The organism is Candidatus Thiodiazotropha sp. CDECU1 (genome assembly GCF_963455295.1).
Taxonomy (GTDB): Bacteria; Pseudomonadota; Gammaproteobacteria; order Chromatiales; family Chromatiaceae; genus Thiodiazotropha.
Genome location: NZ_OY734020.1, coordinates 1,303,254 through 1,328,656 on the forward strand (window position 1 = coordinate 1,303,254; position 25,403 = coordinate 1,328,656).

The following is a 25,403-nucleotide window of genomic DNA, read 5'->3' on the forward strand; positions in this document are numbered from 1 at the left end:
TATGCGAGTGCGATCCATTGTACTGACAATGATCTGCACCATTCCATTGTTGTTACCCTGTGTTGCATCTGCCGCCGATGGCCCGCTCTTTTCACCCCAGGGTTACCGTATTGCCCGCTATCGCGCACCACTTCCAGCTGAACCGCCAGCGGGAAAACGCCTGGACACAGTTCAACTTGTCGAACTCATTCAGCAGGTCGATCCACTGCTGCTGGATGTTCAGGCGGTCACCGTTCGGCCGGAGACGGAGGAGTTCGGTATCGCCTGGCTGCCCAGTAGGCAGAGATGGCATATACCAGGCAGCACCTGGCTACCGAATGTGGGATATGGCCAACTCGACTCACGCATGCGTGCCTATCTGAAAAGCAATCTGGAGCGCCTCACCCGAGGTGATAGGGATCGTGCGCTGGTTCTCTACTGCGTGGTCGATTGCTGGATGTCCTGGAATGCGGTCAAGCGTGTGGCTGCAATGGGTTATCGCAACCTCTACTGGTATGCGGAAGGTAGCGACGGCTGGCAGGAGGCCGGGTTGGAACTGGTTCCCGGTGTTCCGGTTCCTCTGCTATCAAAATAACTCACCTGGTCTTTATGTCAAAGTGATCTGGTTATGTGAAATAGGATTATGCAACTATCTCACTCACGGATGTCGGCACCATGCCATGCCACATACAGTCGATCAGTTCGTCGTATAAATTCGGCAGTGGTTCGTCGATGACCCGGTCCAGTCGCAGGTGAATCAAACGGATGGCACCGCCGAAGATGGCGGAGGCGATGACCCAGGGATGACCCGGGCGGATCTCCCCCGAATCTATCCCCTTCTGCACGATGTCTCGCATCGTCTTAAACGGAGTGGAGCTACAGATCGGGGGTTCGTCGGGTAAAAATTCCTGGTGTTTGGCATGCAGCACATAGGCGACGATATTACGCTTGGTCTCGGTGTATTCAAACAGCAGGTAGATGATGCGGTTGCAACTTTCCCGAAAACTCAGGTCCTCGGCGATGACATCCTCCACCAAATTCTCCATCTCCTTGATCAGGTGGTAGTAGAGGGCCTTGGCGACACCCTCCTTACCGCCAAAATGGTTATAGATCGAGCCGATGCTCACATTGGCCAGCTTCTGGATGTCATGTACCGAGACATTGTGAAAGCCACGTTCGACGAAGAGGTCCAGGGCGGTACTCAGAATGCGACTATCGACAGGGGCATTAGCCGGGGTCATTTTTTTCAGATAAGGCATTATGGTTCCTGGGGCCTGTCCAAAGGCCCTTGTTTATTAGTCGGCAATTATAAACATCATAGTAAAAAATTTGACAAGAATGAATATTCGTTCTAATTTCTTTTTTAGCCGCTTACCTCATCACCAGCTGAAGCGCAGCGGGACTAAGGAGGGTCAAGGCGGTTTCAATCCGATGGATCATCGGTGAATCAGCGTATTGAGTAGTATATCCGGACAGCGCGGAGGAGTGCGGGTCAGGAGAGGCCAACTGCAGGAGGAGGGCTGAGGTAACGCTAAATTGCAGTAAAAAATTAATACCACAGGAGGTTGAAAACCATGAGGCTATTTAAAAATAAGCCCGCCAAGTCGATTGCCGTGGCATCTGCCTTGGCTCTCGGCACCACCCTTTTCGGTGCCGTCTTACCCACACACGCAGATGAGACCTGCCAATCTCCCTACATGGCCAAGATTGTCGGTCAGGAGGATTTCGTCTATGTCTGGACCCTCGGCATAGAGGGATTGGGTGACGGTCAGGACAAGCTGGTGACTATTGATGTCAATCCTAAGTCATCCAACTATGGCAAGGTCGTCGACACTCTTTCGGTAGGTGGACGGAATGAGGCCCACCACTCCGGGTTTACCGATGACCGCCACTACCTATGGGCCGGCGGTCTCGATACCAACAAGCTGTTCATCTTCGATGTCCACAGTGATCCCGCCAAGCCAAAGCTACACAAGGTAGTGACCGATTTCGTGGAGAAAAGCGGCGGCGTTGTCGGTCCCCATACCACCTATGCCCTGCCGGGACGCATCATGATCACCGGGCTCTCAAACAACAAGGATCACGGCGGCCGCACCGCCCTGGTGGAGTACACCAACGAGGGTGAGTATGTGGCAACCCACTGGATGCCCACTGATCAGAATCTGCGTGGCGCGGAGAAGACCGGCAAATATGCAGACGGTTACAACTACGATGTGCGCGTACTGCCGCGGCGCAACATCATGCTCACCTCCTCCTTCACCGGCTGGTCCAACTACATGATGGATTTTGGCAAGATGCTGCAGGACAAGGAGGCGATGAAGCGTTTCGGCAACACCGTGGTGTTGTGGGATCTGCACAGCAAGAAGCCGAAGAAGGTGTTCGACGTCCCCGGTGCCCCGCTGGAGATCCGCTGCGCCTGGCAGCCCAACCACAACTGGTGCGTGACCACCACCGCGCTGACTTCCAAGATCTGGCTGATCTATGAAGACGATCAGGGTGAATGGCAGTCCAAGGCAGTGGCCGATATCGGTGATCCTTCCAAGGTGCCGCTACCGGTGGATATCTCCATCAGCTCAGACGACAGCAGGCTATGGGTCAATACCTTCATGGATGGCAAGACCCGTCTGTTCGATATGCGCGATCCCCATGCGCCGAAGCAGGTCTATGAGAAGGTGATCGGCCGCCAGGTCAACATGGCTTCCTCCAGTTGGGACAGCACCCGTATCTACTACACCTCTTCGCTATTGGCCAACTGGGACAAGAAGGGTGAGGACAATGAGCAGTACTTCAAGGCCTATCATTGGGACGGCGGGAAGCTGGTGGAGAAGTTCGCCATCGACTTCAATAAAGAGAAGCTGGGACGGGCACACCAGATGCGCTTCGGCGCCTATTCCCTTTACGGGGCAGTCAGACCAGAGGATAGGGATGTCTCTGTGGCAAGCCTGGAATCCATTCGTAAGTAATACAGGCAATCCGGGTGTCTGATTGATATCCGGAACCAGGCGATCCCGGTGAGCAGTTGCCCGCTGGGATCGCCGCTGCCTGGGAGTGTCAATGTACAGAGTCCTTGTATCTTCTATTTGCCTTGTTATCGTCCTGATTACATCGGTTTCAGCCGATCCGGTGAGCCAGGTGTCCGATTCGGCACCCGGTTATGGCGAGTTGGGTTACACCTTGCCGGCGATCGGCAGTTACTCTCTGCCACCGCTGGGTGAGGCGGCGAACGGTGTGGTGCTCAATAGCCAGGGGAAACAGCAGGGTCTGTATGATCTCTTCGCGGACAGCTATGTCCTGATGGCGTTTATCTACAGTACCTGCAACGATGTCAATGGTTGTCCGTTATCCTCTCATGTCTTCTATAAGATCAAGTCGGCGATGAAGCGGGATGCAGATTTGGCCAGCCGGTTGAAGTTGATCAGTCTGAGCTTCGATCCTGAAGTCGATACCCCGGCGGTGATGAATCTCTACAGTAACAACTTTCGCTATGCGGGCAGTGCCGGGGAGTGGCAATTCATCACCACCGCTTCACATCAGCAACTGCAACCCATACTGCAATCCTACAATCAGGTGATTCAACGGGAGGTGGACAGCAGCGGCAAGGCCAGTGTGGGATACAGTCATGTGCTACGGGTCTTTCTCATCGATCCTGAAAAGAGGATACGCAATATCTACAGTGTCGATTTTCTCCATCACGATCTGATCATCAACGATGTAAAGACATTACTGCTGCAGGAAACGGAACAGGGGCAGATGTTAAAGGCTGCTGCCAAGATCCCCGGGCCTTCACAACTCTCGAAACCCGGGGACTATAAGCAGGGATACGAACAGGAGGATTATGTCACCCGTTCTCTCGACCTGGAGGCGAGGCGGGGAGAGGTGGCCGATCTACTTGGTATAGCCAACAATCCGCCACTCGGGCTGCCGCCAGTACCAGTGCCGATTTCCAATCCCCTGACCAGTGAGAAGATCGCGCTTGGTAGAAAGCTCTTTTATGACCGCCGCTTATCACTCAACGACACCTTCTCCTGTGCCATGTGTCATGTCCCTGAACAGGGTTTCACCAGCAACGAGCTGGCCATGGCGGTAGGTATAGAGGGGCGCAGCGTGCGGCGTAACTCACCTACCATCTACAATACGGCCTATGCCGATCTGCTGTTTCACGACGGGCGCGAGCAGACCCTGGAACAGCAGGTCTGGGGGCCTCTGCTGGCCAACAACGAGATGGCCAATCCCTCGGTCGGCTATGTATTGCAGAAGATTCGCGGGATTGCTGATTACGACGGTCGTTTCGAGGCCGCCTTCGATGGCCGGGGGGTGAGTATGGAGACCCTCGGCATGGCTATTGCGAGCTATGAGCGCGCCCTTGTTTCAGGTGACTCATCCTTCGATCGTTGGTATTACGCTGGAGATAAAAGTGCCCTATCAACATCGGCACGAAGAGGATTTGAACTCTTCACCGGCAAGGCGGGTTGCTCGGCCTGCCATCGCATCGGCGAGAAGCATGCCCTCTTCAGCGATGATCAACTGCACAACACCGGTCTCGGTTACAGGGAGTCGATGGGTCTGCTACCCGAGACGCAACCAGTGGTGGTGGCGCCAGGGGTGATCCTACAGGTCGATCGTGCGGTCATCGAAAAGGTGGGCGAGCCACCCCCCACCGACGTGGGACTCTACGAGGTGACGCAGAATCCAAGCGATCGCTGGAAATACAAGACTCCCAGCCTGCGTAATGTGGCGCTTACGGCGCCCTACATGCACAACGGCACCTTCAGCACCCTGTTGGAGGTTGTCGATTTTTACGATATGGGTGGTGTCCCGAACGAACTGCTCGATCCCCTGATCCGTCCGCTGGGTCTGACTGACAGGGATAAGCAGGACCTGGTCGCCTTTCTGCAATCCCTCACCGGGAGCAATGTGGATACCCTGGTGGCCGATGCCTTCGCGGCACCTGTGGGTGATGTGCGCAAGGGCGACCCCAGCTGGGTACACGGTAGTGAGGTGGAGGTACGTTGAATGGTAATACCAGGGAAACGATTGCTGCTTCTGCTGTTGTTCAGCACACTCTCGGTCACAGTCACCTGGGCCAGCACCGAGGAGCTTGGTGGCGATTTCAGCCTTACCGATCATAACAACAACCCCTTCGAGCTTCGCCAGCTCCAGGGTAAGCTGGTGCTGCTTTTCTTCGGCTACACCTACTGCCCGGATATCTGTCCCACCGAGCTGGCGAATCTGGCTGCGGTGCTGAATGAGTTGGACGGCCAGGCGGAGCGGGTACAGGGCCTGTTTGTCACCCTTGATCCCACACGCGACACCCCCGAGGTACTGCACGACTATGTCCGCTATTTCGACGAAGGGTTGGTCGGTTTGACCGGTAGCGAGGCTGAGGTGGCGCAGGTGGCGAGACAGTACCGGGTCAACTACCGACGGCATGCAAAGGCGGATGGCAGTTACAGTATCGACCACTCGGCCAACCTCTATCTGATCGACAGCCAGGGAGTACTATCCGCAGTGGTGCCTTATGGGTTGCCGCCGACGCATGTACTCGACATGGTGCGTGGATTATTGAACGAGGATGGCTGAGACTAAGCATCAAGCTTAACCTTGGCGGCAGGATTAGATGACAACAATGGGCCTTCATACAATTCTGCGATCCGGATTCGGCCTATTAGATTGGCCGCTTAAACACGGCGGACAAGTGGTACGGATTATGAAGTCTGTGAGCCGCCTTGGGTGTGGTTTGACCTGGCCGATCCTCTGTTTTGCCGTGTCCATGTCGATTCCATGCACGCTATCGGCTGATGATGGAGTGCTGCCAGAAGTCAGCCCGACCCCTGCGCCTCCCTTCAGCCTGCACGATCCGCAAGGGGGCAGGCATCAGCTCCAGGACTATCGGGGCAGGGTGGTGATTGTCAACTTCTGGGCAAGTTGGTGTGTGCCCTGCCGTCGGGAGTTACCCTCGATGAATCGGGCCTGGGCAGAATTGAGCACCAAGGGGATCACCATGTTGGCGATTAACCTGGGGGATGAGGTTACTGCGGTGAAGGATTTCCTGAGTGACTTCCCCATCGATTTTCCAGTTCTGCTTGATCAGCAGGGGCGTACCAGTCAGGAGTGGCAGGTTAGGGGTTTACCCACTACCTTCGTACTGAATCCCCAAGGGGAAATTGTCTACCGGGTGGTCGGCGAGCGGGAGTGGGACGATGTTGTCCTGCTGCGCAAGGTGAAGGCCTTGTTGCCGGGAACATAAACCAATCTCCGAATACCTTTCCATCTCACCATCATACGCCTAAGGGGCTTCAAGCAACTCCTTGCTCTCGAGAGCCTCCCTTGACAAGGGCGCGCTTCATTAAGATCAAGCGGCTTGGTGATGGTAAAAACCGGTCAATTGTTGTTAAAATCCCTCCGCAGTGATCAACATATGCATTGATATGGAATAGCAGCAAGAGGACAGCATAGTGGCAGCACAGTCGACACAGCAGAGTAACCGCCGGAGTCTGGCAAAACGTTTCAACCTGTCACTTATCCTGATGTATGTCGTTACTGTCCTGGTAACAACACCAGTTGTTTATATTATCACCAAGCAGCAAGTCTATAACCGGGCGGAACAGGAGCTGGTGCTGCTGGTCGATGTGGTGAAATCGATTCAGGACTTTATTGCTAACGATCTTCGACCTCACTTCATGAAGGAGAAGATTTTCTATTCTCCATCCTTCTCCGGGATTGTGGCTACATCCAGAATTGCCAAATATCTTAAGCAGAAGCAGCCTCAATACTACATCAGCAATGTTTCTGACAACCCATTGAATCCAAATAATATAGTTCAAGGTCTTGAGCAGGATCTATTGAGTCGGTTCCGAGATGATCGGAATTTGGCAATAGTGACTACCAGTGGTGAAATCGATGGCCAGAGCTACCTGGTAAGTTCCGCGCCGAAGATCAGTAAAAAAGGCTGCCTGCGCTGTCACGGAAAACCGGAATCGGCACCTGAGGATGTGAAAGTCACCTACGGTACAGAGAGCGGCTTTGGCTATCAATCCGGTGAGGTGGTGGGCATCAGTGTAGTGGGTGTACCCTTGGAGGATGTGCAGTCCCTGACGCTTAAGCGCAGTCTAATTGTGATCGGTGCAATCACATTGCTGTTTGCGGTTCTTTTCATCGTCGTGAATAAACTCGTTAAGCGTCTGATACTGGTGCCGATTACGGAGATTACCACTGTAGCCACGGCTGTGAGCCATGGTGATATCAGCCGCGAGGTGCGTGTAAAAGATCGGAAAGATGAAATCGCAGATCTGGCAAATGCCTTTGAACTCATGCGGCGTAGTCTGGTTGCCGCCATGAAGCGGATGAAACGTAAATCCTGATTGAGTTAGGGCGTGAAAGATCAGCTATGCAGGATTTTGCTTAGGGTCACGTAGGCTTGGTCCTTGAACTGTTCCATCTCGTCAGGGTTATCGATCTCTTCTGATAACTTATTGATCAGATCCTGTGTTAGCTGGGGTGTGGAGCAGAAGTCGCCTACTTCCTCCGCTGTATCATCAAATACAATCTCAGCTATGGGCCCCACATGCTCTGCCAACAGACTTTTCAGTTTTTGGCACAGGATCTCCTTTTTCTCTTCTTCTATCGCTTCGATGTGGGAAGTACTAGTGGATGAAACAGTGGGGCTGGGCTTATTGTTGATCTGTGGGTTGCGTAGCAGATTGAGTATCTCATGCGTGGGTGGCAGGTCGTGGAAAGCCTCGACTAAATCCGATAATTCCAATCGGTAACTGCCACCGGTAATGCTGCTGATCAGGGGGATTGCCTTTCGCCCCCGTCTTGCGCCGAAATAGAGCGCATGAATACGACCCCTGTCCAGTGCGATCGTGATTGCTCGATTGCTTTCTGAATGGACAAACAAAGTACCGGTAGTCTGTTTGTCAACCAGTTCGGTTAGGAAATCCAGTATTTGAGAATAGGGAAGGTTTTTTTGCATTCCAATTGCTGCGAAGAAATGAGGTTTGTTTAAATATATATAATGAGCAATGATTAATCCAGTTATCCATATGAAATTACACTAATATCTAGAATTGATCTGCAACTATGGTTTTTTATAATGAGACCAATTTTTATTACACGATAATTTATTGTATGCCTCGCATTATAAATAAATCACTGTTTAATTGCTCATCTAACCCGGCATTGCAGTAGAACCCAGCTTCCCCCTGACCGGGCATGCTGAGTATCGGCTATAGTGTTTATTAGTGTAGGGCCAGGAGTTGGTATTGATCTGCAGCCACACGAAATAGGTGATGAGGTGCTCCTGTTCAATATTGTAATGACTTCAACTCATAAAGCACTTGACCGCCTGCAAACACATCATTCGACAGGGGCTCCTCCCGTAACAGCTTCACCAGGCCGACACCCGGGGCATACCACTCTGTCGTATTTATCAATATCTCCTCATAACCACTCTTTGCATCGGCGTAGAGGGTGAGGTTTGCCTCGCCTTCAACCCGGATACAGTTATCGAAACGGCCGGCGGTTACAACTACGGTTTCATCCTCCGCCACGATCTGGAAAGTCATCTTGAGATTCATTCCCCGGGTTAGTCGCTCTGTATAGGGATAGATGCGGCGTAGTACGAATGGATATGTGGGATTGCTCCAATGTGTCCCACTCCTAAACGGGTATTTGAGTATCCAGTGGGGGGAACTTTCGATAGTGGGTTTACTCTCGATCAGGGTTTGCTTTGCATTGCGATAGATGCCGTCAATGTTCTCAACGATATAGTAACGGGTGCCGTCGCTGGTAATGCGTACCGCGTGCGGTACACCCATGATCGATTCTGGCTCTCCCATGCGTATAGAAAAATTGGCGTGCCGAATGGTATCGTTAACGTCGGTGGTAACGGAATAGTCCCATTGCATCCCCTCCTGCAATGGGAAGTAGCTCGAACTATCCATTGGCTCGTTGGAGCAGGATGCAAGTATCAACACTGACACAACAAGGAGAGGGATGATGCTCATTTTTCAGGCAATGCAGGATCGGGAAGGGAGTAGATCTCAATCTTCTCCCGTTGTTCTCCAATGCGGGTGAAGTCGAGGGGTTGCCCTGGTTTTTTGGCAACAGCGGTTTTTCTGCCTAGCTGAATTATACCGTTACGCATATTGCGTAACGCATCGTCAAGATTGGAGTGAAGTTCCTTGTTGTATTCCAATTTGTAGGCACGTGGATCATCCGCCGGCTCACCACTGCTGAGGTCGGTTGCCCAGAGGGTGATGGTTCCGGGCGACCCAGTTGTCTTGTCGGGTTCATCAACCACTGATGCGTGCAGAAGAAAGCGTTGCGGAACATCGATCCTTGCGGGCCAGCCCTGGACCGCTTGCCACCCCTGATAACTGATGAAGTAGAGTGCTGTTGCGGATACAACGATAAATGCCCTAATCAGGATCGGGAAACTGCTGGCTATCAATGCCGCGGCTGCCAACACGGCCAAAGCGACATATGCGAGTAGCAACAGTAGCAGGGATTCACTCATATCTTACCTACCTGGACAATCGATTTTTCAAGAGTATTGATATTGTTGACCTGTCCATCGGTACCGATGGTAAAGCGTATCGCTGTCTTCTCCTCGCCAACCCGTTCGAGCCTGTGGGTTGCATAGTGCAGCACTTTCAATGCGGGGTTGACCTCCGCCAGATAGACGGTTACCGCAACAGGCTGCAGTGTCTTGCTGTTGTAATAGTGAATGTTGATGACATATTCTCCCGCCGGACGACCGCGTATGGTCACTATCTCCTGGTTCAGTGGGTTGATCACCGTTTTACCGTCTATCAGCAGGGTATCGTTGGCCATACCGCGATCATCTCTATCCAGATGCATTAGACTTGCCTGGGGGTTCTTGAACCAGATCAACTCACCGCTTGGTCCTTCGACCCAGGTATCGATATCATCGGGACTGTTATCGGCCCAGGTTACCGAGATCAGGAAATCGGCCTTGGGCGTGATGGTGCCGCTCTTTGCGGGTGGATTTAAAAACATCAAGGCGACCAGAAAAAGAAAGGTGAACGCAAGCAGGGCGTTGAACAGCAGGTCGGTGAAAGGGTCCGCATCAAACTGCCGGCTGTTGCGAAACATGGCCATCTGATCACTGTTCCCTGCCAGCAGCTTTGAACAGGCGTGTTTCAGTGAACTCTACTGCTTCTGACACCAGGCGATCCGCGGCGCGATCCAGGATCAGATACTGCAACCCGAGTAACATGCTGCAGCTGAGTCCCATCAGGGTTGTGTTCAGGGCCACTCCCATACCAGTGGTCATTCGTTGCAACAGGCCCTGTATATCGGATAGGTCGAATGATTCCAGCTCAGCCACCGGTGCAAGCATTAATATGAATCCGACCACAGTGCCGAGCAGACCAAGTTTCACAAGCAGCCCGCAGATGAACCAACCAACTTCGTGCTGGCCTCTGGTTCGTTCCGCCATCACCTGTGCCAGCAGCTGGGTATCCTGGCTTCCTTGATTGGATTGAGCCCGGCTGTGGATTGCGGCAACTCCTGCAATCAACTGACCGGAGAGGGAGTCTCTTGCAGGTAGCTGGTTGTCCATCCACCAACGATTGCTGCCTTGACCAGTCGGATTGGCAGAGGTGAATAGCACGATACGATCGAGGGCGCTCTGTTCCTGTGACAAAAAGAGTGTCCGCGCCGCACAATGGCAGGTAGCGATAACAAAGAGTATCAGGATGATCAGCGTGATACGGCTGGGATCAGACAGCAGGGCGGTTTGCAGCAGGCCTTTTTCCCAGAATATCCAGCTGATAAACAGCAGTAATCCGAGCAGAAGGAGCCACTGTAAGAAAAGGCCATATGGGGTTTTTGTGTAGCGCAATTCTGGGCACTCGTTATTATTCGAAATCCTGTGAATAAAAAGCATGCTCCGTGCCATTTACCTGTACCCAGTATCTATCCCTATCTATCATGGAAATCATCTATCGGCGCCTAATATGTGTTCACATATTGAGCATTGTCGGCAGTTTTTGAACAATGCCCGATGCCATCAGCGGGAGACGGGCGGCATTGCTTGCCGTGAGCGTCCAGCCGATGCCTTGCCTGGCAGTGACTAAAGGGGGCAGGCACAGTTGTTGCTATTACTTCACTTATTTCGTGTCGATAAATATCAGTAACCTTTCAGTCAGGGGAGATACAAACAATGGTTAGGTTGAAGTTGTCTTTAACCACTGTGATCGCGGCAGTCGCATTTTTTCTGGTCTCTGTTGTACATGCAAAGGATGAGCAAATGTTGGCCCTGGCCAATGCTTCCGGTTGTTTCATCTGTCATAAGATAGCACCAGAAGCCAATCCCGATGATCTTCCACTCGCACCGAGCTATCAAGAGATCGCGTTACGCTATAGGGGCGAAAACGATGTGTTCAGCCCACTGCTTGACCGGGTCCTGCATGGCACGGTCTATCGGGACCAGGCCTGGAGCGGCAAGGTCGGAATGCGGTTCATGCCGCCGAACGTGAATGTCACTCGAGAGGATGCCTCCTCCCTTCTTCACTGGATACTTAAGTTGGATATAGATCCTGAGGTTGCAGAGCGGCTTATGTATCACGACAGAATGCTGGCCCTCTCTACTGTCAGCGGTTGCACCATCTGTCATCGGGTAGATCCGGTCAAGGAGATGCGTGTCATACCGCTTGCACCGTCATTTAAAGAGGTGGCTGCGCACTACCGGGACAGGCCTGACAGTAAGGATAGATTGCTGGAGTCGGTACTGGAGGGAACCCAGGGTAATCAAAAGGTATGGCAAAACGTCAATATGCAATTCATGCCACCGAATGTGGCCTTGAAAAAGGATGAAGCCGCTGAGTTGGTAAATTGGATCTTATCCCTCGATACCAAGGGGGTAGCTATACCCATGGAACCACCTAAAGGCATGCGCTCTTCCAGTCAGTGATCTAGAGCCTCTCTCGCTATTGCTTCACTGTGTATAAAGATTTCACGGGGTTGTGTTCAGAAACTGCACACCTGGAGCAGTGTCTCCGGATTGGGGGCTGCCGGATAGGATCCATAGGTGATTTTTTTCCCAGTATTTTAGGTATTTATCTCTAATTTACTGATCCAAATGGAGTTGGATGTTGTGCGTACTCTGTTGGTATGTATCTTGAAAGTTAATCCGTGTTACCTCTGTTGGCAGTTGGAGGCGACTTTTCCATAAACCATATACAACAGATAGGAGACAGAATCACGATGCATAAATGGTCTAAACCGAGGTATCAAAACCTGCGTTATGGTTTTGAGATCAATCTGTATGTAAAAGTGCGATAACTTCGGTCTTGCGTAGAAGATGTGGCGGGGGAGCTTTGCTCCCCCGCTTTTTGTTGTGGAGGTCATTTGCCTCGTTCAGTAACAGCATGTGACCAGGTTTCCAGAAGGCTCAATAGACACCCTGATTGTTGAGAAAGTTGCCCAGCTCTTTATCGCTTTTAAAGATATGAATTAGCACCCAGTCAGAGGAGACATCATAATCGGAGCGGAATGTCGGGCTCTTTCCTTGTGTGACACTGGCGACCAAATTACCAAGATGTTGCAGCAAAACATTGTGTTCATGTAGATGCTCTTCATACCCTGGATAGTTATATTGTTTCATCAACGCATCTTCTGTTGCGAAGTGGGTTCGTGTGTGTTCATTCAAATCGATCAATAATTTTTCCAGGACCTCTTTATCCTCACTCCCTTCCACCGCGGTATGCAGATTGTTGACGATATCGAGCATTTCTTGATGTTGGTCGTCTATCACTTTGACGTTGACACTGAATTCGTCGCTCCACGAAACGATTGGCATATTGTTCTCTCAATTATGTGAATTATGTTACCAGGCGAATATCCATGCTCCATTCCTAGAATGGTCCAATAGCATATGCTGCTCATTCGAATTATGCGTCATTTCCAGGATAGGCACCTCATTAGCAGAGAAATTTTTTATTTTAATCTGTTTCAACCAGGACGCATGTGAGGTGTAAAGCTGCTTTCCTATTGGTGGGCGGATTGGTAGAAAACCCTTGATATTCTGTGCAAATAGGCAAAAACAGTGAGTGCTATACATAGAAACTGGAAAGTAACCTTCCAAATTCTATAATAAACGATAAGAAACATTCCATTCTAATTATCCATTACCCGTACTTATCTGGAAAAATAGTATCGAAAACAATGGCTAACCCCAATGGAGGAGGTTGGCGCGTGGTTTGCACATAGTGTTTTCAATTATCCCTGGCCCCAGCCGGAGTCCCATATGCCCGAATTGCCGAATGTACTGATCCTTGGTATTGGAAACCTGCTTTGGGCCGATGAGGGTTTTGGGGTGCGCGCAGTGGAGTCGCTGCAGCGTCAATACCGTTTCCCTGACCATGTGCGTCTTCTGGATGGAGGTACCCAGGGTATCTATCTGGTTCAGCATATCCGCGAGGCGCAGATACTGGTGGTCTTCGATGCGGTTGACTACGGTCTGCCTGGTGGCAGCCTGAAACGAGTTGAGGGTGATGAGGTACCCAAGTTCATGGGTGCCAAAAAGGTAAGTCTGCATCAGACAGGGTTTCAAGAGGTGCTCGCCATGGCGGAGATGCTGGGCGACTATCCCCAACATCTTCTTCTGGTGGGTGTGCAACCCGTTGAGCTGGAGGACTACGGCGGCAGTTTGCGGGAGCCTGTCCGGGCCCAGATAGGGCCAGCGATCCACATGGCTCTGGATTATCTGCAAGGGCTTGGCATAGAGGTCGAGCGGCGTGAAACACCACTCTCACCCGACAGTGGTTTGCAGGGTGCTATCTCCGATATCAGGCGCTATGAGAGTGAGCGACCCTCGGAACAATATGCCTGTCGGGTTGGAGACGCAAGGGTTCTGACGTCGTCACAGTTTGATCTGGCCTACCGTCCGGCTCCCCTTGAGCAGAATGCCCTGTGTGTGGATGTGGATACACATCTCGATAAGTACCGTAACCAGGGGGATCAGTGATGTGTATCGGTCTGCCGATGCAGGTCCTCTCCATTCACCCTGGTTATGCCATGTGTGAAGGGATGGGTGAGCGGCGCAGGGTGGATACACTCCTGGTTGGCGAACAGCCGGTGGGTAATTGGTTATTGGTATTTCTCGATACCGCCCGCGAGGTGCTGAGCGCGGCCAGGGCGAGGGAGATTGAGCAGGCACTGCAGGCCCTCGACCTCGTGATCAAGGGCGAGACTGAAATAGATCATCTTTTCGATGATCTGGTGAATCGCGAACCACAATTACCGGAACATCTTCGGTTGAATAAATAGCAGGAGAGACCTATGTCATCACCGCTGATCAATGACCTCGTCGAGAGCAAAGGGATTGCAACAGTCAGTGAGAACTCGCTTGAGGATTTTACCCGTGCACATAAACATACACTGCTCTTCTTCACCGAGAACCCGGTGCAGTTCCCAGAGAGCAATGATGTGGCGGTGGTGCTGCCACTACTGATGGATGAATTTGCTGGGCGTTTTCAGGTGGCCATAGTCGAGCGTGATTGTGAACACCAGCTGCATGCGCGTTTTCCCTTCGATGGCTGGCCGGCGCTTGTAATGTTGCGGGATGGCACCTATGTGGGGGCGATCTCCCGGATGCAGGATTGGGACGTTTACCTGACAGAGATAGAACGCCTCTTGAATGCCCAACCCCAAGCGACCCCAAGCTTCAAGATTCCTGTGGTTAGTGCCGCCGGGCAGTGCCATTAGGGCCTGTTAACACTAATCCGATAGGCCCTGTTGTGCCTGAAAAAGCGCCAATCAAGGCGCGAGGAGCGAGGTTTGGTTGTTCCAAATGAGCGACGAGCAACGCCGAGTGGCGCTTTTTCAGGCGCAACCCGGAGGGCTGGGGCTGTTTTTCCACCCAGCGGCGTTATCATTCGCTCATGTAGCGCTGCTACACCACGCTCATTCTGCCTTGCTGGACGAAAAAACAGCCCCAGCAGAGCCTATCGGATTAGTGTTAACAGGCCCTAAGAAGGAGTGGTAAAATTATGAATGAAATCGACATACCTATAACTGTCACCGGTCCTGGTTCCCAACCGGTGGAAGAGGATGGTGCGGAGCTCGACATCCTGCAACTTCCCGATGAGATGTCTACCTTCAGCATGCCGCAGATGCCGGAGCCGGATCAGGTGCAGAGTCTCGACAAAGGCATGTTTGCATTAACCGAGTTGGACAGGGTGTTGCAACAACAGGCAAAGGTGAGAGACATAAAACCCGAAGTGGTCGATATATCACACCTGGATGGGGATAACCGCAGCTTGGTCGATCAGGTACTCGGTGAGGGCGAGGTAAGCATGCTCTACCAGGGTACTGATAGCAGTGCCAGAATTCAGGAGTCGGTGATGGCGGGTATCTGGCGTGTCAGATACTTCAATCAGCAACAAGAAACGACTGCCGATACGATCGAGGTGGCGCAGGTGCCCAGATTATGCCGACGTCATGTCTTCAGTCATGCGGCGCATCGTGTCGATAGCCAACTCCAGTCAATACCCGAAGGCGTATTGAATGCCCCGCCTCTGTTCGCGGAGATCAATGACAAGGTCGCCGAATACCGACCCGGCAGAGAGAGCCATGTCATCAATCTCACCCTGTTACCTCAGACAGAGCAGGATCTCTCGTTCCTGATCGATCGCCTGGGTGACGGTCCGCTCACCATACTCTCCCGTGGTTATGGCAACTGCCGTATTACCAGCACCGCTGTGCAAAATGTCTGGTGGGTACAGTATTTCAACTCCCAGGATAAGAATATTCTCAACACCCTCGAGATAGGCGATGTGCCCGCAGTCGCTGCTGCCGCCAAGGAAGATATTCAGGAGAGTGCCCAGCGCTTGAATGAGATCATGGAGGCCTACCGGTGAGCGAGGCCTTCTTTGCCGGTTCCTATGGGGGCAATGATGACAAACTCCGTGATGACAGCCTCCTGGAGTGCAAGATCTGTTGGTATGTCTACAATCCCGCAGATGGCGACGACTATTGGCAAATCCCACCCGGGACGCCTTTTTCAAAATTGCCGTCGAACTGGAGCTGCCCAAATTGTGACGGCAATAAAAGTGACTTCATGGTGGTGAGGGATGCATCGTGATCTGTCCTGACTATCTCATTCAAGGCCTGGAGTGCCAGTTTCGGCATATACAGCAGGAGCGCATGCAGGGACTGCCATTGCTCAATCCCGCCCTACATGTGGAAGCAGTTGGGTTTTGTAAATGGAACGAATACTGTCTTGGTGTTTTGATCACGCCTTGGTTTATGAACCTGATGCTGTTGCCACCGGAAGGGGATAGCTGGGAGACGATGGGGGTCGGCGATAAGCAACTCCATCATATGCCTTCCGGCCCTTATGAGTTCATCCTTTGCGAAGAGGAGGGTATAGGTCGTTATCAGATGTGTTCACTCTTTTCTCCGGTATTCGAGTTTGCCGATCAGGCCACGGCAGTGGCAACTGCAGAGGCGGTGATGGATGCGCTGATGTGTGCTGAACATCGGGATGGGGTCTCGACCCGTGAAAGTGAAATCGAGCGACTTTGGAAGGGAGAATCCGATGAGCAGGCAGTCGATGAGGAGGTGGACTTGGAGGAAGAGGAGAGACCTGCCCTGAGTCAACGCCTTGAGCAACCACTGAGTCGACGTGAGCTGCTGCGCGGAAAGCTCAATCAGAGCCAGGATACAGAGCAGTGAAGGTTGAGGGTGAAATTCTCATTGAGCTCAATTGTCAGCAGGAGCGCGTACAAAGTGTCGCCATCCGTTCAAGTCGCCCACTGCAGTTAACCCATCTGTTTGAGGGTAAACCGGTGAAGGAGCTGCTTGGTTTGGTGCCTATGCTTTACAGTGTATGTGCCACTGCCCAGGCATGTGCAGCGGTACAGGCGTGTCGCCAGGCGATGGAGATAGATGAAAATACCCAGGTCGAGTTGGCCGAGATGATGCTGGTCACAGTGGAGACCGCCCGTGAGCATCTCTGGCGCATCCTCATAGACTGGTCCAAACAAGTTAACGTCCCGGTAAATCGAGCCATGGTTGCTGGGCTATCGAATCTGCTGCCACAAGCTAAACATGCATGCTTTAAGGAGAGTGATCTGTTTACCCTGCAGCCACGACCGAAAGTGGTTCAAGAAAAGTTCTCGTCTGTCATTGAACAGATAGAGAAAACAGCTGATGATTCGATCTTCTCGCTCTCCCCTACGGACTGGTATGCCAAGTCCACTATCGAGGAATTCGATACCTGGCTCGAAGCGACATCGACACCAGCATCCATACTCTTGCAGCGCCTGAGGGACACCCAATCGGCGCGACTGGCGGATGCCGGTTGCCACCCCTTGCCCACTATCGATCCGCCAACAATGTGCCACCGATTGGCGCAGCAGGATGCGGATGGTTTTATCGCTGCTCCCGATTGGAAGGGTGCTGTTTTCGAGACCACGCCATTGACCAGAATGGCCTCTCATCCACTATTACAACAGCTTGCAGAGCGCTATGGCTTCGGTTTGTTGACACGCATGGTGGCCAGACTGTTGGAACTGGCGTCCCTGCCGGGCAGATTGAGCAGCCAATTACAGGCATTGATGGAGAATCCTACCGCTCCTGCAAGCGCATCCACAAGGGTAGGTGCGCAGCAAGGATTGGGTGAGGTGGAGGCGGCGAGGGGGCGTTTGATACACCGTGCCGTGGTGGACAAGGATGTGATTGCCAGTTACCAGATAGTGGCGCCCACGGAGTGGAATTTTCATCCCCGTGGCGTGGTCGCCAGAGGCTTGTTGAGCCTTCCTGCAAAGGAGATCGTCGCCTTAAAGCAGCATGCGGATCTCTTCATCAACGCCGTCGATCCCTGTGTTGGTTATCGGCTCGAGGTCGTTTGATGCATGAGATGTCCCTCTGCGAAGGGGTGCTGAATGTGCTGGAGGAGCAAGCGCTCAGCCAGGGATACAGCCGGGTCAAACAGGTCTGGTTGGAGATCGGTTCCCTGTCAGGCGTGGAGCCGGAGGCGATGCGTTTCAGTTTCGATGCGGTGATGAAAGGGAGTCTCGCCGATGGGGCGCGACTGGAGATCATCCATCTGCCGGGTGAGGCCTGGTGCATGCAGTGCAGTAAACCGGTTCAGGTATCGGCCAGATACCAACCCTGTCCGGTGTGCGGCAGCTATCAGTTGCAGGTAACCGGGGGCGACGAGATGCGGATTAAGGAACTTGAAGTCGAATAGCTGAAGAGTTTTAAGTTTTGAGTTTTGAGTTGGAAGGCACCCAACTCCCAATTTCTTTCTTTAACTCAAAACTTAAAACTCAAAACTCAAAACTCAAAACTTTTTAAAAAGATTCGGGGTGTTTTATGTGTACAGTTTGCGGTTGTGGCGAAGGCGATACCAAGATCGAGGGTCATGACCATCAACATGATCATGATCACCATCATCATGCTCATGCTCATGGCGAGGATGGGCATACCCATGACTATGGTCAGGGCCCGGCTCATGCCCATGCCCCGGGACTGTCGCAATCGAGAATGGTGCAGATCGAGCAGGACATTCTGAGTAAGAACAACCAGTATGCCGCTGCCAACCGCCACTATTTTCATCAGCACGGCATATTGAGTCTGAACCTGGTCTCCAGTCCTGGATCGGGGAAGACGACCCTTTTGACCCGTACCATCGACGATCTGCAGGCGCAGTATGGCATCAGTGTCATCGAGGGCGATCAGCAGACCGCGAACGATGCGGAGCGGATACGCGCCACCGGGGCGAAGGCGTTGCAGATCAATACCGGCAAGGGGTGTCATCTGGATGGCCATATGGTCGGTCATGCCCTGGAATCGTTGAAACCGGAGCAGGGGAGCCTGCTGTTCATCGAGAATGTGGGCAACCTGGTCTGTCCGGCCGCCTTCGATCTGGGGGAGGCGCACAAGGTGGCGATCCTCTCCGTCACCGAGGGTGAGGACAAGCCGATCAAGTATCCGGATATGTTTCACGCCGCCGACCTGATGCTGTTGAACAAGATCGATCTGCTGCCCCATCTCGATTTCGATGTACAGCGCTGTATCGACTATGCGCAGCGGATCAATCCAAAGATCAAGGTGCTGCAACTCTCCGCCAAGACCGGCGAGGGGATGCAGGGCTGGTATCAGTGGATCGCGGCCAGCCGGCAGATGGCGCTGGCCGGCAACCCGGCGGTACCGGCTTAGTTAAATGTTTCACCTCAAATGGATGCGAATATTTTATGGGTGTTGTCGATTCACATCCGATATCGGAAAAAGCGTAGGGTGCGGCTTGCCGCACCGTTCTTAGCATGTTTGACATGAATTGACTTGGGCAGGTAGGCGGCTGACTACAGTGAAAGACATAGGGTGTGGTTTACCGCACCAAACAATACGAGCAGATGAAAGAAAGAGAAGATCTCATTGGCGGCAATTCGCAGTGAAGAGAATGGTGCGGCAAGCCGCACCCTACACAGGAATTTACTTTATTGCATGCTTTCAAAACGACAGAGGAGTGACCGAACATGTGCTTGGCCATACCGGCAAAAGTGGTCGCCATCGACGAGCAGGGCGATAACGCCACCGTGGTGTTGGGTGAGGTGAAGAAGGAGGTCTCCCTGGCGCTGGTGGAGGATGTCTCCGTGGACGACTTCGTGCTGATCCATGTGGGCTATGCCCTGAATAAGGTGAGCGAGGAGGATGCGGAGAAGACCCTCCAACTGTTCGCCCAGGCGGGAGTGGCGCCATGAAATATGTGGACGAATTCCGCCAGCACAAGCTGGCCAGACAGCTGGCCGATGCCATACATCAGGCGGCGGACAAGGGCCGGGAATACCATCTGATGGAGTTCTGTGGCGGCCACACCCACGCCATCTTCCGTTACGGTGTGCAGGATTTGATGCCTGAGAATGTGAGGTTCGTGCATGGCCCGGGCTGTCCGGTGTGTGTGCTGCCAATCGGCCGCATCGATGAAGCCATTCATCTGGTGGAGGCCCACGATGTCATCCTCTGCACCTATGGGGATCTGCTGCGGGTACCGGCCAGCGGTCGCAAGAGCCTGATCCGTGTCAAGGCCGCGGGGGGGGATGTGCGCATGGTCTATTCGACCCAGGATGCACTGCGAATCGCCCGCGAGAATCCCCGCCGGGAGGTGGTCTTCTTCGCCATCGGCTTCGAGACCACCACGCCTCCCAGTGCGGTGGCGCTGCGTCAGGCGAAGGCGGAGGGGCTGAACAACTTCAGTCTCTTCTGCAATCACGTGCTGACTCCTGCGGCGATCCAGAACATTCTGGAATCACCGGAAGTGCGTGAGTTGGGATCGGTCTCCATCCACGGTTTTTTTGGACCCTCTCATGTGAGCTCCATCATCGGCAGCCGGCCCTACGAGTTTTTTGCCCAGGAGTTTCAACGGCCGGTGGTGATCGCAGGTTTCGAGCCCCTGGATGTGATGCAGTCGGCCCTGATGCTGATCCGCCAGCTCAACGAAGGGCGTTTCGTGGTTGAGAACGAGTATACAAGGGTGGTGAGTCGCGAAGGCAATCGCAAGGCCCAGCGACTGGTGGCGGAGACCTTTGAGCTGCGGCGAAGCTTCGAGTGGCGGGGGCTGGGACAGGTACCCTACAGCGCCCTCAAGATCAAACAGGACTACGCATCCCTGGATGCGGAGCAGCGCTTCAGCATACCCGTCTCCCAGGCAAAGGATGTGAAGGGGTGTGAATGTCCGGCAATCCTGCGTGGTGCCAAGCGACCCACCGACTGCAAGCTGTTCGGTACGGTCTGCACGCCGGACAATCCCATGGGCTCCTGCATGGTCTCCTCCGAGGGTGCCTGCGCGGCCTATTGGAGTTATGGGCGTTTCCGGGATCCGGTGCAGCGCAGTGCCTGAGATGAAATGGGTAATGGTCCATACCATTCGGTGCGGCAAGCCGCACCCTACATTTCGATCAAGCGTAGGGTGCGGCTTGCCGCACCGATCAAGGTTGAATTCAATCCAGATTCAGATAGGTATTTTGTTATGAACGCGGTGGTAAAACGTTTTCCCCTACGTCTCGATACCCGAGGTGCCCGGGTCGATATGACCCATGGCAGCGGCGGTCGGGCCATGGCGCAGCTGATAGAGGAGCTGTTTCTCAAGCACTTCGATAACGAGTTGCTGAGGCAGGGTAACGACCAGGCGGCCTTCGATGTCTCAACGGGACGCATGGTGATGAGTGTGGATGGCCATGTCATCTCGCCGCTCTTCTTTCCCGGCGGCGACATCGGTTCGCTGGCGGTACACGGGACCTTGAACGATGTGGCCATGTCCGGTGCGCGGCCGCTCTATCTCTCGGCCGGGTTCATCCTCGAAGAGGGTTTCCCCCTGGCGGATCTCGATCGCATCGTCGCCAGTATGGGGCGTGCGGCTGCCGAGGCGGGTGTGCCGGTGGTAACCGGCGATACCAAGGTGGTGGAGAAGGGTAAGGGTGACGGTGTCTTTATCACCACCACCGGTATCGGGCTGGTGCCCGATGGGATCAGCATATCCGGGGATCGCGCCCAGCCTGGAGACAAGATCATCGTCAGTGGCAGCATTGGTGATCATGGGGTGGCGATCATGTCGAGTCGGGAGAATCTGGAGTTCGAGACAACAATCGAATCTGACTCTGCGGCACTCCACGGTCTGGTGAAAAGGATGGTCGAGACAGCTCCCGATATCCACTGCCTGCGGGATCCAACCCGTGGCGGACTGGCCACCACCCTCAATGAGCTGGCCATGCAGTCCGGCGTCGGCATGCGTCTGCAGGAGTCGGAGATCCCCATGAAAGCGGCCGTGACCTCCGCCTGTGAACTGCTGGGCCTCGATCCCCTCTATGTGGCCAACGAGGGCAAGCTCATCTGTATCTGTGCGGCCGGGGATGCAGAGCGGTTGTTGTCGGTGATGCAGGATGATCCCCTGGGTCGGGATAGCCGGATCATCGGCGATGTGGTTGAGGATCAACACCATTTTGTCCAGATGGAGACACTCTTCGGTGGCAGCCGGGTGGTCGATTGGCTCTCCGGCGAACAGCTGCCGAGGATCTGTTGAGACCGATTAACGATGCAAGGCATTTAGAAAGAGTCCGCAAATGAGCGCAAATGAACGCAAATGAACGCAAATCCAGGCATCTTTCGGTGCGGCAAGCCGCACCCTACCAGGTGTTCTGTGTAGGGTGCGGCTTGCCGCACCGTGGACCAAATGCAATGAATGGATTTATCTAAAATGCGCATCCTGTTTCTCACCCACGCCTTCAACAGCCTCACCCAGCGGCTTTATGTGGAGTTGCGTGCCCTGGGTCATGAGGTGTCGGTAGAGTTCGACATCAACGATGCGGTGGCGCTGGAGGCGGTGGATCTGCATCGGCCCGACCTGATCATCGCCCCTTTTCTCAAACGGGCGATCCCCGAATCGATCTGGCGTCATCATGTCTGCCTGGTAGTCCATCCCGGAATAGAGGGCGACCGTGGTCCCTCATCCCTCGACTGGGCTATCCTCAAGGGTGAGCGGCGTTGGGGGGTCACGGTGCTCCAGGCCAATGGCGAAATGGATGCGGGTGATATCTGGGCCAGTGTGGCCTTCGAGATGCGTGATACGAGCAAGGGGAGTCTCTATCGCAACCAGGTTACCGAGGCCGCCGTGGCGGCTGTCAGCTTGGCTGTGGAGCGATTTCAGACGGGTGACTATCGACCCCAACCCCAAAATCAGGTCGATGCCACACACCCTGGTGGCTGGCAACCCCTGGTCAAACAGACAGACAGGGCTATCGATTGGCAAGCTGATACTACTGCTATGGTGTTGCGCAAGATTCGCAGTGGCGATGGTGTGCCTGGTGTCCTGGATGAACTCTTTGGACGGCAGTTCTACCTCTACGATGCCTGGCCGGAATCGCATCTGAAGGGCAGGCCAGGCGAATCAGTCGCCCGCTGCGGTGCGGCAATCTGTCGTGCAACGGTGGATGGCGCGGTCTGGATCGGGCATCTGCGCGAGAGAGAGGGTGAGCACCCCTTCAAACTGCCCGCCACCCAGTTGTTGACACAGGAGCTCGCCGACCTTCCGCAGATCGAGGCTGATGCGGCGTCAGGTTACCGGGAGATCTGGTATGAGGAGGTGGAGGGTGTGGGCCTGCTCCACTTTCCCTTCTATAACGGCGCTATGGGCAGTGATCAATGCGAAGCCCTGTTGTCGGCCTTGCGTGACGCGAAGCGCCGGGATACCCAGGCGATCTTGTTGATGGGTGGCCCAGATTACTGGTCCAACGGCATGCATCTGAATATGATCGAAGCGGCCTCCAGTGCAGCCGATGAATCCTGGCGCAACATCAATGCCATGGATGATTTGGCCCGGGAGATCATCCAAACCGAGAGCCATCTGACAGTGGCTGTACTCCAGGGCAATGCCGGTGCCGGTGGGGTGTTCCTGGCCAGGGCCGCGGATGAGGTGTGGGCTCGGCGTGGTGTGATACTCAATCCCCACTACAAGGATATGGGTAATCTATTCGGCTCAGAGTACTGGACCTACCTTTTACCCCGCTACAGCGGAGATGAGCGTGCAGCGCGGATTGTCGAGAACCGTTTGCCCATGGGCGTCGATGAAGCGCAGGCACTGAATCTGGTTGACAGGGTGATCGATGCATCGGGTGCGGATGTGGTGCACCAGGCTCGTCAACTGGCAACCAGTATGATTCGTACCCCGGCGTTTGCTGAACGTCTACATTATAAGAATGCACGAAGGCAGGCTGATGAAGCGGTTAAACCGTTGGCCAGCTATCGTGAGGAGGAATTGGAACAGATGAAACGTAATTTCTACGGATTCGACCCAAGTTATCATGTGGCCCGTTATAATTTTGTCTACAAGGTAGCGAAGTCGCGAACCCCACTGACCCTTGCCAACCACCGTTGGAGCAAAGCCATCAGGAGAGTCTCATGAGCAGTCTGCCCACTGTCCTGATCGTGGATGATGAGGTACGCAGCCTGGAGACGCTGCAGCGCATCCTGGAGGACGAGTTCGATGTAAAGACAGCGGAGAATGTCAATGAGGCGCGAAAAATCCTCGAAACCGATTGGGTGCAGATTATCCTCTGCGACCAGCGAATGCCGGAGACCACCGGTGTCGAGTTTCTCAAGCAGGTGCGGGAGCAGTGGCCCGAGGTGATCCGCATGATCATCTCCGGTTATACCGATTCCGAGGATATCATCAGTGCCGTCAACGAGGCGGGCATCTATCAGTTTGTAACCAAGCCATGGCACCCGGATAGTCTGATCCTGTTATTGAAGAATGCCGCCCAGCTGTTCGAGCTGCAGCGTAAGAATGAGATCCTTTCGGTGGAACTGAAGATGTCACCAAGCCGTCTGCAGTCCACCATGGATCATAAACGTAAGTGTCTACGGGACGAATACCGCTGTGACGATCAGATCGTGCGAAGTCCGGAAAGCTGTATGAACGATGTGTGCGAGAAGATCCGCAGGGTCTCGCCCTATGATGTATCGGTACTGCTCACTGGCGAGTCGGGTACGGGCAAGGAGCTTGCGGCAAGGGCATTGCACTACAACAGCACCCGTTGGGACCAACCCTTCGTGGTGGAGAACTGTGGCGCTCTGCCAGATGAGTTGTTGGAGAGTGAACTCTTTGGCTACAAGAAGGGGGCCTTTACCGGTGCAGTGGAAGATCGGGCGGGACTCTTCGAACGGGCCAGTGGTGGTACTGTCTTCCTGGATGAGATCGGTGAGGTGTCAGCTGCTTTTCAGGTAAAACTGTTGCGGGTATTGCAGGAGGGTGAAATCCGCCCCCTGGGTAGCAGTCAGACCCGGCAGGTGGATGTGCGTATCATCGCCGCCACCAATCGGGATCTGGAGCTGGAGGTGCGTGAAGGACGTTTTCGCGAGGATCTCTACTACCGGCTCGCCACCGTCACGATTCAATTGCCTGCATTGCGTGAGCGCAGGATGGACATACCGTTGATTGCAAAGTCGATTTTGGAGGCTTCGATGGGCCAGTTGGGTAAACGTGTCGAAGGGTTCACAAAGGAGACCTTGGCTTGTATGCAGGCCTACCATTGGCCAGGTAATGTACGCGAGCTGCAGAATGAAATCCGGCATATGTTGGTCATGAGTGACACTGATCAGCTGAGTGCCGACATGCTCTCCCCGCGGGTGCTGCAGGCGGCACCGGTAGAGGATGAGGCCGACCTGAAGGTGATGAACGGTTTGGAGGGTACACTCAAGGAGCGGGTCGAATCCCTGGAGGCGCGGATCCTCAAGGAGTGCCTGATCCGCAATCGCTGGAACAAGAGTCAGGCAGCGAAAGAGCTTGGTCTCTCCCGGGTGGGTCTGCGCAGTAAACTGGAGCGATACGGACTTGAAAAGATCGAGCAGCTGCACGAAGGCCAGGATATGGCAGGGTAGTTTTATTTGCTGATCCA

29 protein-coding genes are annotated in these 25,403 nt (G+C 53.7%); 22 read left to right on the forward strand and 7 right to left on the reverse strand.

The genetic code is table 11. The features are described from left to right. The first annotated feature begins 1 nt into the window (after position 1). Positions 2-574, forward strand: coding sequence for a rhodanese-like domain-containing protein (locus R2K28_RS05970; protein ID WP_316368452.1), 573 nt, complete (start codon positions 2-4; stop codon positions 572-574). Positions 575-620: 46 nt separating this feature from the next. Here R2K28_RS05970 and R2K28_RS05975 read toward each other — a convergent pair whose 3' ends face one another. After that, positions 621-1,238 carry a TetR/AcrR family transcriptional regulator gene (locus R2K28_RS05975; RefSeq protein WP_316368453.1) on the reverse strand — a complete coding sequence of 206 codons (618 nt, stop codon included), beginning with the start codon at positions 1,236-1,238 and terminating at the stop codon, positions 621-623. Positions 1,239-1,553: 315 nt separating this feature from the next. Between R2K28_RS05975 and R2K28_RS05980 the strand changes: the two genes are divergently transcribed. From R2K28_RS05980 to R2K28_RS06000, 5 genes are all read left to right on the forward strand, one after another. Then, a complete protein-coding gene (locus R2K28_RS05980; RefSeq protein WP_316368454.1) occupies positions 1,554-2,942 on the forward strand; it encodes a selenium-binding protein SBP56-related protein in 1,389 nt (462 codons plus the stop codon). Between the two features lie 91 nt (positions 2,943-3,033). Next, a complete protein-coding gene (locus tag R2K28_RS05985) occupies positions 3,034-4,992 on the forward strand; it encodes a cytochrome c peroxidase (protein ID WP_316368455.1) in 1,959 nt (652 codons plus the stop codon). Further along, positions 4,993-5,559: an SCO family protein gene (locus R2K28_RS05990; protein WP_116449179.1), complete on the forward strand. Its 567-nt coding sequence runs from the start codon at positions 4,993-4,995 to the stop codon at positions 5,557-5,559. A 127-nt stretch (positions 5,560-5,686) separates the two neighbouring features. Continuing rightward, on the forward strand, positions 5,687-6,226 hold the full coding sequence (locus tag R2K28_RS05995; RefSeq protein WP_316368456.1) for a TlpA family protein disulfide reductase: 540 nt from the start codon (positions 5,687-5,689) through the stop codon (positions 6,224-6,226). A gap of 208 nt (positions 6,227-6,434) precedes the next feature. Then, positions 6,435-7,340 (forward strand): c-type heme family protein, encoded by a 906-nt coding sequence (locus R2K28_RS06000; protein WP_316368457.1) that lies wholly within the window; start codon positions 6,435-6,437, stop codon positions 7,338-7,340. Between the two features lie 20 nt (positions 7,341-7,360). Here the strand turns inward: R2K28_RS06000 and R2K28_RS06005 are convergent, their stop codons facing one another. The 5 genes from R2K28_RS06005 to R2K28_RS06025 all read right to left on the reverse strand — a co-directional run bounded on the left by R2K28_RS06005 (position 7,361) and on the right by R2K28_RS06025 (position 10,849). Further along, positions 7,361-7,954 (reverse strand): hypothetical protein, encoded by a 594-nt coding sequence (locus R2K28_RS06005; protein ID WP_316368458.1) that lies wholly within the window; start codon positions 7,952-7,954, stop codon positions 7,361-7,363. Positions 7,955-8,285: 331 nt separating this feature from the next. Beyond that, on the reverse strand, positions 8,286-8,924 hold the full coding sequence (locus R2K28_RS06010; protein WP_316368459.1) for a hypothetical protein: 639 nt from the start codon (positions 8,922-8,924) through the stop codon (positions 8,286-8,288). A gap of 59 nt (positions 8,925-8,983) precedes the next feature. Next, positions 8,984-9,499: a hypothetical protein gene (locus R2K28_RS06015; protein ID WP_316368460.1), complete on the reverse strand. Its 516-nt coding sequence runs from the start codon at positions 9,497-9,499 to the stop codon at positions 8,984-8,986. After that, positions 9,496-10,098: a hypothetical protein gene (locus R2K28_RS06020; protein WP_316368461.1), complete on the reverse strand. Its 603-nt coding sequence runs from the start codon at positions 10,096-10,098 to the stop codon at positions 9,496-9,498. Before R2K28_RS06020 ends, R2K28_RS06015 begins: the two co-directional genes overlap by 4 nt. A 10-nt stretch (positions 10,099-10,108) precedes the next feature. Further along, a complete protein-coding gene (locus R2K28_RS06025; protein ID WP_316368462.1) occupies positions 10,109-10,849 on the reverse strand; it encodes a MotA/TolQ/ExbB proton channel family protein in 741 nt (246 codons plus the stop codon). A 321-nt stretch (positions 10,850-11,170) separates the two neighbouring features. On the opposite strand from R2K28_RS06025, the gene R2K28_RS06030 reads away from it, so the two are divergent. Together R2K28_RS06030 and pqqA are read left to right on the forward strand one after the other, a co-directional pair. Then, the gene (locus tag R2K28_RS06030) at positions 11,171-11,920 is read left to right on the forward strand and encodes a c-type cytochrome (protein ID WP_316368463.1); all 750 of its coding nucleotides are present in this window, start codon (positions 11,171-11,173) and stop codon (positions 11,918-11,920) included. 293 nt (positions 11,921-12,213) lie between these two features. Beyond that, on the forward strand, positions 12,214-12,291 hold the full coding sequence (gene pqqA / locus R2K28_RS20415) for a pyrroloquinoline quinone precursor peptide PqqA (protein ID WP_116447523.1): 78 nt from the start codon (positions 12,214-12,216) through the stop codon (positions 12,289-12,291). 109 nt (positions 12,292-12,400) lie between these two features. Here pqqA and R2K28_RS06035 read toward each other — a convergent pair whose 3' ends face one another. Beyond that, a complete protein-coding gene (locus tag R2K28_RS06035; RefSeq protein WP_116447514.1) occupies positions 12,401-12,808 on the reverse strand; it encodes a bacteriohemerythrin in 408 nt (135 codons plus the stop codon). Between the two features lie 447 nt (positions 12,809-13,255). Between R2K28_RS06035 and R2K28_RS06040 the strand changes: the two genes are divergently transcribed. From R2K28_RS06040 to R2K28_RS06105, 14 genes are all read left to right on the forward strand, one after another. Next, a complete protein-coding gene (locus tag R2K28_RS06040; protein ID WP_316368464.1) occupies positions 13,256-13,975 on the forward strand; it encodes a HyaD/HybD family hydrogenase maturation endopeptidase in 720 nt (239 codons plus the stop codon). Then, positions 13,975-14,277 (forward strand): HypC/HybG/HupF family hydrogenase formation chaperone, encoded by a 303-nt coding sequence (locus R2K28_RS06045; protein WP_116447512.1) that lies wholly within the window; start codon positions 13,975-13,977, stop codon positions 14,275-14,277. Before R2K28_RS06040 ends, R2K28_RS06045 begins: the two co-directional genes overlap by 1 nt. A gap of 12 nt (positions 14,278-14,289) precedes the next feature. Next, entirely contained in the window at positions 14,290-14,715 is a 426-nt protein-coding gene (locus R2K28_RS06050; RefSeq protein WP_316368465.1) for a hypothetical protein, read from the forward strand. Between the two features lie 284 nt (positions 14,716-14,999). After that, positions 15,000-15,869, forward strand: coding sequence for a hydrogenase expression/formation protein (locus R2K28_RS06055; RefSeq protein WP_316368466.1), 870 nt, complete (start codon positions 15,000-15,002; stop codon positions 15,867-15,869). Further along, complete coding sequence (locus R2K28_RS06060) at positions 15,866-16,093, forward strand: rubredoxin (RefSeq protein ID WP_116447278.1); 228 nt, start codon at positions 15,866-15,868, stop codon at positions 16,091-16,093. Before R2K28_RS06055 ends, R2K28_RS06060 begins: the two co-directional genes overlap by 4 nt. Further along, a complete protein-coding gene (gene hybE, locus R2K28_RS06065; protein ID WP_316368467.1) occupies positions 16,090-16,686 on the forward strand; it encodes a [NiFe]-hydrogenase assembly chaperone HybE in 597 nt (198 codons plus the stop codon). Before R2K28_RS06060 ends, hybE begins: the two co-directional genes overlap by 4 nt. Then, on the forward strand, positions 16,683-17,864 hold the full coding sequence (locus tag R2K28_RS06070; RefSeq protein WP_316368468.1) for a nickel-dependent hydrogenase large subunit: 1,182 nt from the start codon (positions 16,683-16,685) through the stop codon (positions 17,862-17,864). The genes hybE and R2K28_RS06070 overlap by 4 nt, the downstream gene beginning before the upstream one ends. Beyond that, positions 17,864-18,205 (forward strand): hydrogenase maturation nickel metallochaperone HypA, encoded by a 342-nt coding sequence (hypA, locus tag R2K28_RS06075; RefSeq protein ID WP_316368469.1) that lies wholly within the window; start codon positions 17,864-17,866, stop codon positions 18,203-18,205. The genes R2K28_RS06070 and hypA overlap by 1 nt, the downstream gene beginning before the upstream one ends. Before the next feature lie 125 nt (positions 18,206-18,330). Then, entirely contained in the window at positions 18,331-19,176 is an 846-nt protein-coding gene (hypB, locus tag R2K28_RS06080) for a hydrogenase nickel incorporation protein HypB (protein ID WP_316368471.1), read from the forward strand. A gap of 317 nt (positions 19,177-19,493) precedes the next feature. Further along, entirely contained in the window at positions 19,494-19,718 is a 225-nt protein-coding gene (locus R2K28_RS06085) for a HypC/HybG/HupF family hydrogenase formation chaperone (protein ID WP_316368472.1), read from the forward strand. Further along, a complete protein-coding gene (hypD, locus tag R2K28_RS06090; RefSeq protein WP_316368473.1) occupies positions 19,715-20,854 on the forward strand; it encodes a hydrogenase formation protein HypD in 1,140 nt (379 codons plus the stop codon). The genes R2K28_RS06085 and hypD overlap by 4 nt, the downstream gene beginning before the upstream one ends. Before the next feature lie 129 nt (positions 20,855-20,983). Further along, a complete protein-coding gene (gene hypE / locus R2K28_RS06095) occupies positions 20,984-22,033 on the forward strand; it encodes a hydrogenase expression/formation protein HypE (RefSeq protein ID WP_316369696.1) in 1,050 nt (349 codons plus the stop codon). 159 nt (positions 22,034-22,192) lie between these two features. Continuing rightward, positions 22,193-23,911: a hydrogenase maturation protein gene (locus R2K28_RS06100; protein ID WP_316368474.1), complete on the forward strand. Its 1,719-nt coding sequence runs from the start codon at positions 22,193-22,195 to the stop codon at positions 23,909-23,911. Continuing rightward, on the forward strand, positions 23,908-25,386 hold the full coding sequence (locus R2K28_RS06105; RefSeq protein WP_316368475.1) for a sigma-54-dependent transcriptional regulator: 1,479 nt from the start codon (positions 23,908-23,910) through the stop codon (positions 25,384-25,386). Before R2K28_RS06100 ends, R2K28_RS06105 begins: the two co-directional genes overlap by 4 nt. Positions 25,387-25,403: the final 17 nt, after the last annotated feature.

What these genes read in the sequence shown, in the direction of transcription:
- R2K28_RS05970 (WP_316368452.1), top strand. Translation starts at nt 2, where the DNA reads ATGCGAGTGCGATCCATTGTACTGACAATGATCTGCACCATTCCATTG.
- R2K28_RS05975 (WP_316368453.1), bottom strand. Translation starts at nt 1,238, where the DNA reads ATGCCTTATCTGAAAAAAATGACCCCGGCTAATGCCCCTGTCGATAGT.
- R2K28_RS05980 (WP_316368454.1), top strand. Translation starts at nt 1,554, where the DNA reads ATGAGGCTATTTAAAAATAAGCCCGCCAAGTCGATTGCCGTGGCATCT.
- R2K28_RS05985 (WP_316368455.1), top strand. Translation starts at nt 3,034, where the DNA reads ATGTACAGAGTCCTTGTATCTTCTATTTGCCTTGTTATCGTCCTGATT.
- R2K28_RS05990 (WP_116449179.1), top strand. Translation starts at nt 4,993, where the DNA reads ATGGTAATACCAGGGAAACGATTGCTGCTTCTGCTGTTGTTCAGCACA.
- R2K28_RS05995 (WP_316368456.1), top strand. Translation starts at nt 5,687, where the DNA reads ATGAAGTCTGTGAGCCGCCTTGGGTGTGGTTTGACCTGGCCGATCCTC.
- R2K28_RS06005 (WP_316368458.1), bottom strand. Translation starts at nt 7,954, where the DNA reads ATGCAAAAAAACCTTCCCTATTCTCAAATACTGGATTTCCTAACCGAA.
- R2K28_RS06010 (WP_316368459.1), bottom strand. Translation starts at nt 8,924, where the DNA reads ATGGATAGTTCGAGCTACTTCCCATTGCAGGAGGGGATGCAATGGGAC.
- R2K28_RS06015 (WP_316368460.1), bottom strand. Translation starts at nt 9,499, where the DNA reads ATGAGTGAATCCCTGCTACTGTTGCTACTCGCATATGTCGCTTTGGCC.
- R2K28_RS06020 (WP_316368461.1), bottom strand. Translation starts at nt 10,098, where the DNA reads ATGTTTCGCAACAGCCGGCAGTTTGATGCGGACCCTTTCACCGACCTG.
- R2K28_RS06030 (WP_316368463.1), top strand. Translation starts at nt 11,171, where the DNA reads ATGGTTAGGTTGAAGTTGTCTTTAACCACTGTGATCGCGGCAGTCGCA.
- pqqA (WP_116447523.1), top strand. Translation starts at nt 12,214, where the DNA reads ATGCATAAATGGTCTAAACCGAGGTATCAAAACCTGCGTTATGGTTTT.
- R2K28_RS06035 (WP_116447514.1), bottom strand. Translation starts at nt 12,808, where the DNA reads ATGCCAATCGTTTCGTGGAGCGACGAATTCAGTGTCAACGTCAAAGTG.
- R2K28_RS06040 (WP_316368464.1), top strand. Translation starts at nt 13,256, where the DNA reads ATGCCCGAATTGCCGAATGTACTGATCCTTGGTATTGGAAACCTGCTT.
- R2K28_RS06045 (WP_116447512.1), top strand. Translation starts at nt 13,975, where the DNA reads ATGTGTATCGGTCTGCCGATGCAGGTCCTCTCCATTCACCCTGGTTAT.
- R2K28_RS06050 (WP_316368465.1), top strand. Translation starts at nt 14,290, where the DNA reads ATGTCATCACCGCTGATCAATGACCTCGTCGAGAGCAAAGGGATTGCA.
- R2K28_RS06055 (WP_316368466.1), top strand. Translation starts at nt 15,000, where the DNA reads ATGAATGAAATCGACATACCTATAACTGTCACCGGTCCTGGTTCCCAA.
- hypA (WP_316368469.1), top strand. Translation starts at nt 17,864, where the DNA reads ATGCATGAGATGTCCCTCTGCGAAGGGGTGCTGAATGTGCTGGAGGAG.
- hypB (WP_316368471.1), top strand. Translation starts at nt 18,331, where the DNA reads ATGTGTACAGTTTGCGGTTGTGGCGAAGGCGATACCAAGATCGAGGGT.
- R2K28_RS06085 (WP_316368472.1), top strand. Translation starts at nt 19,494, where the DNA reads ATGTGCTTGGCCATACCGGCAAAAGTGGTCGCCATCGACGAGCAGGGC.
- hypD (WP_316368473.1), top strand. Translation starts at nt 19,715, where the DNA reads ATGAAATATGTGGACGAATTCCGCCAGCACAAGCTGGCCAGACAGCTG.
- hypE (WP_316369696.1), top strand. Translation starts at nt 20,984, where the DNA reads ATGAACGCGGTGGTAAAACGTTTTCCCCTACGTCTCGATACCCGAGGT.
- R2K28_RS06100 (WP_316368474.1), top strand. Translation starts at nt 22,193, where the DNA reads ATGGATTTATCTAAAATGCGCATCCTGTTTCTCACCCACGCCTTCAAC.
- R2K28_RS06105 (WP_316368475.1), top strand. Translation starts at nt 23,908, where the DNA reads ATGAGCAGTCTGCCCACTGTCCTGATCGTGGATGATGAGGTACGCAGC.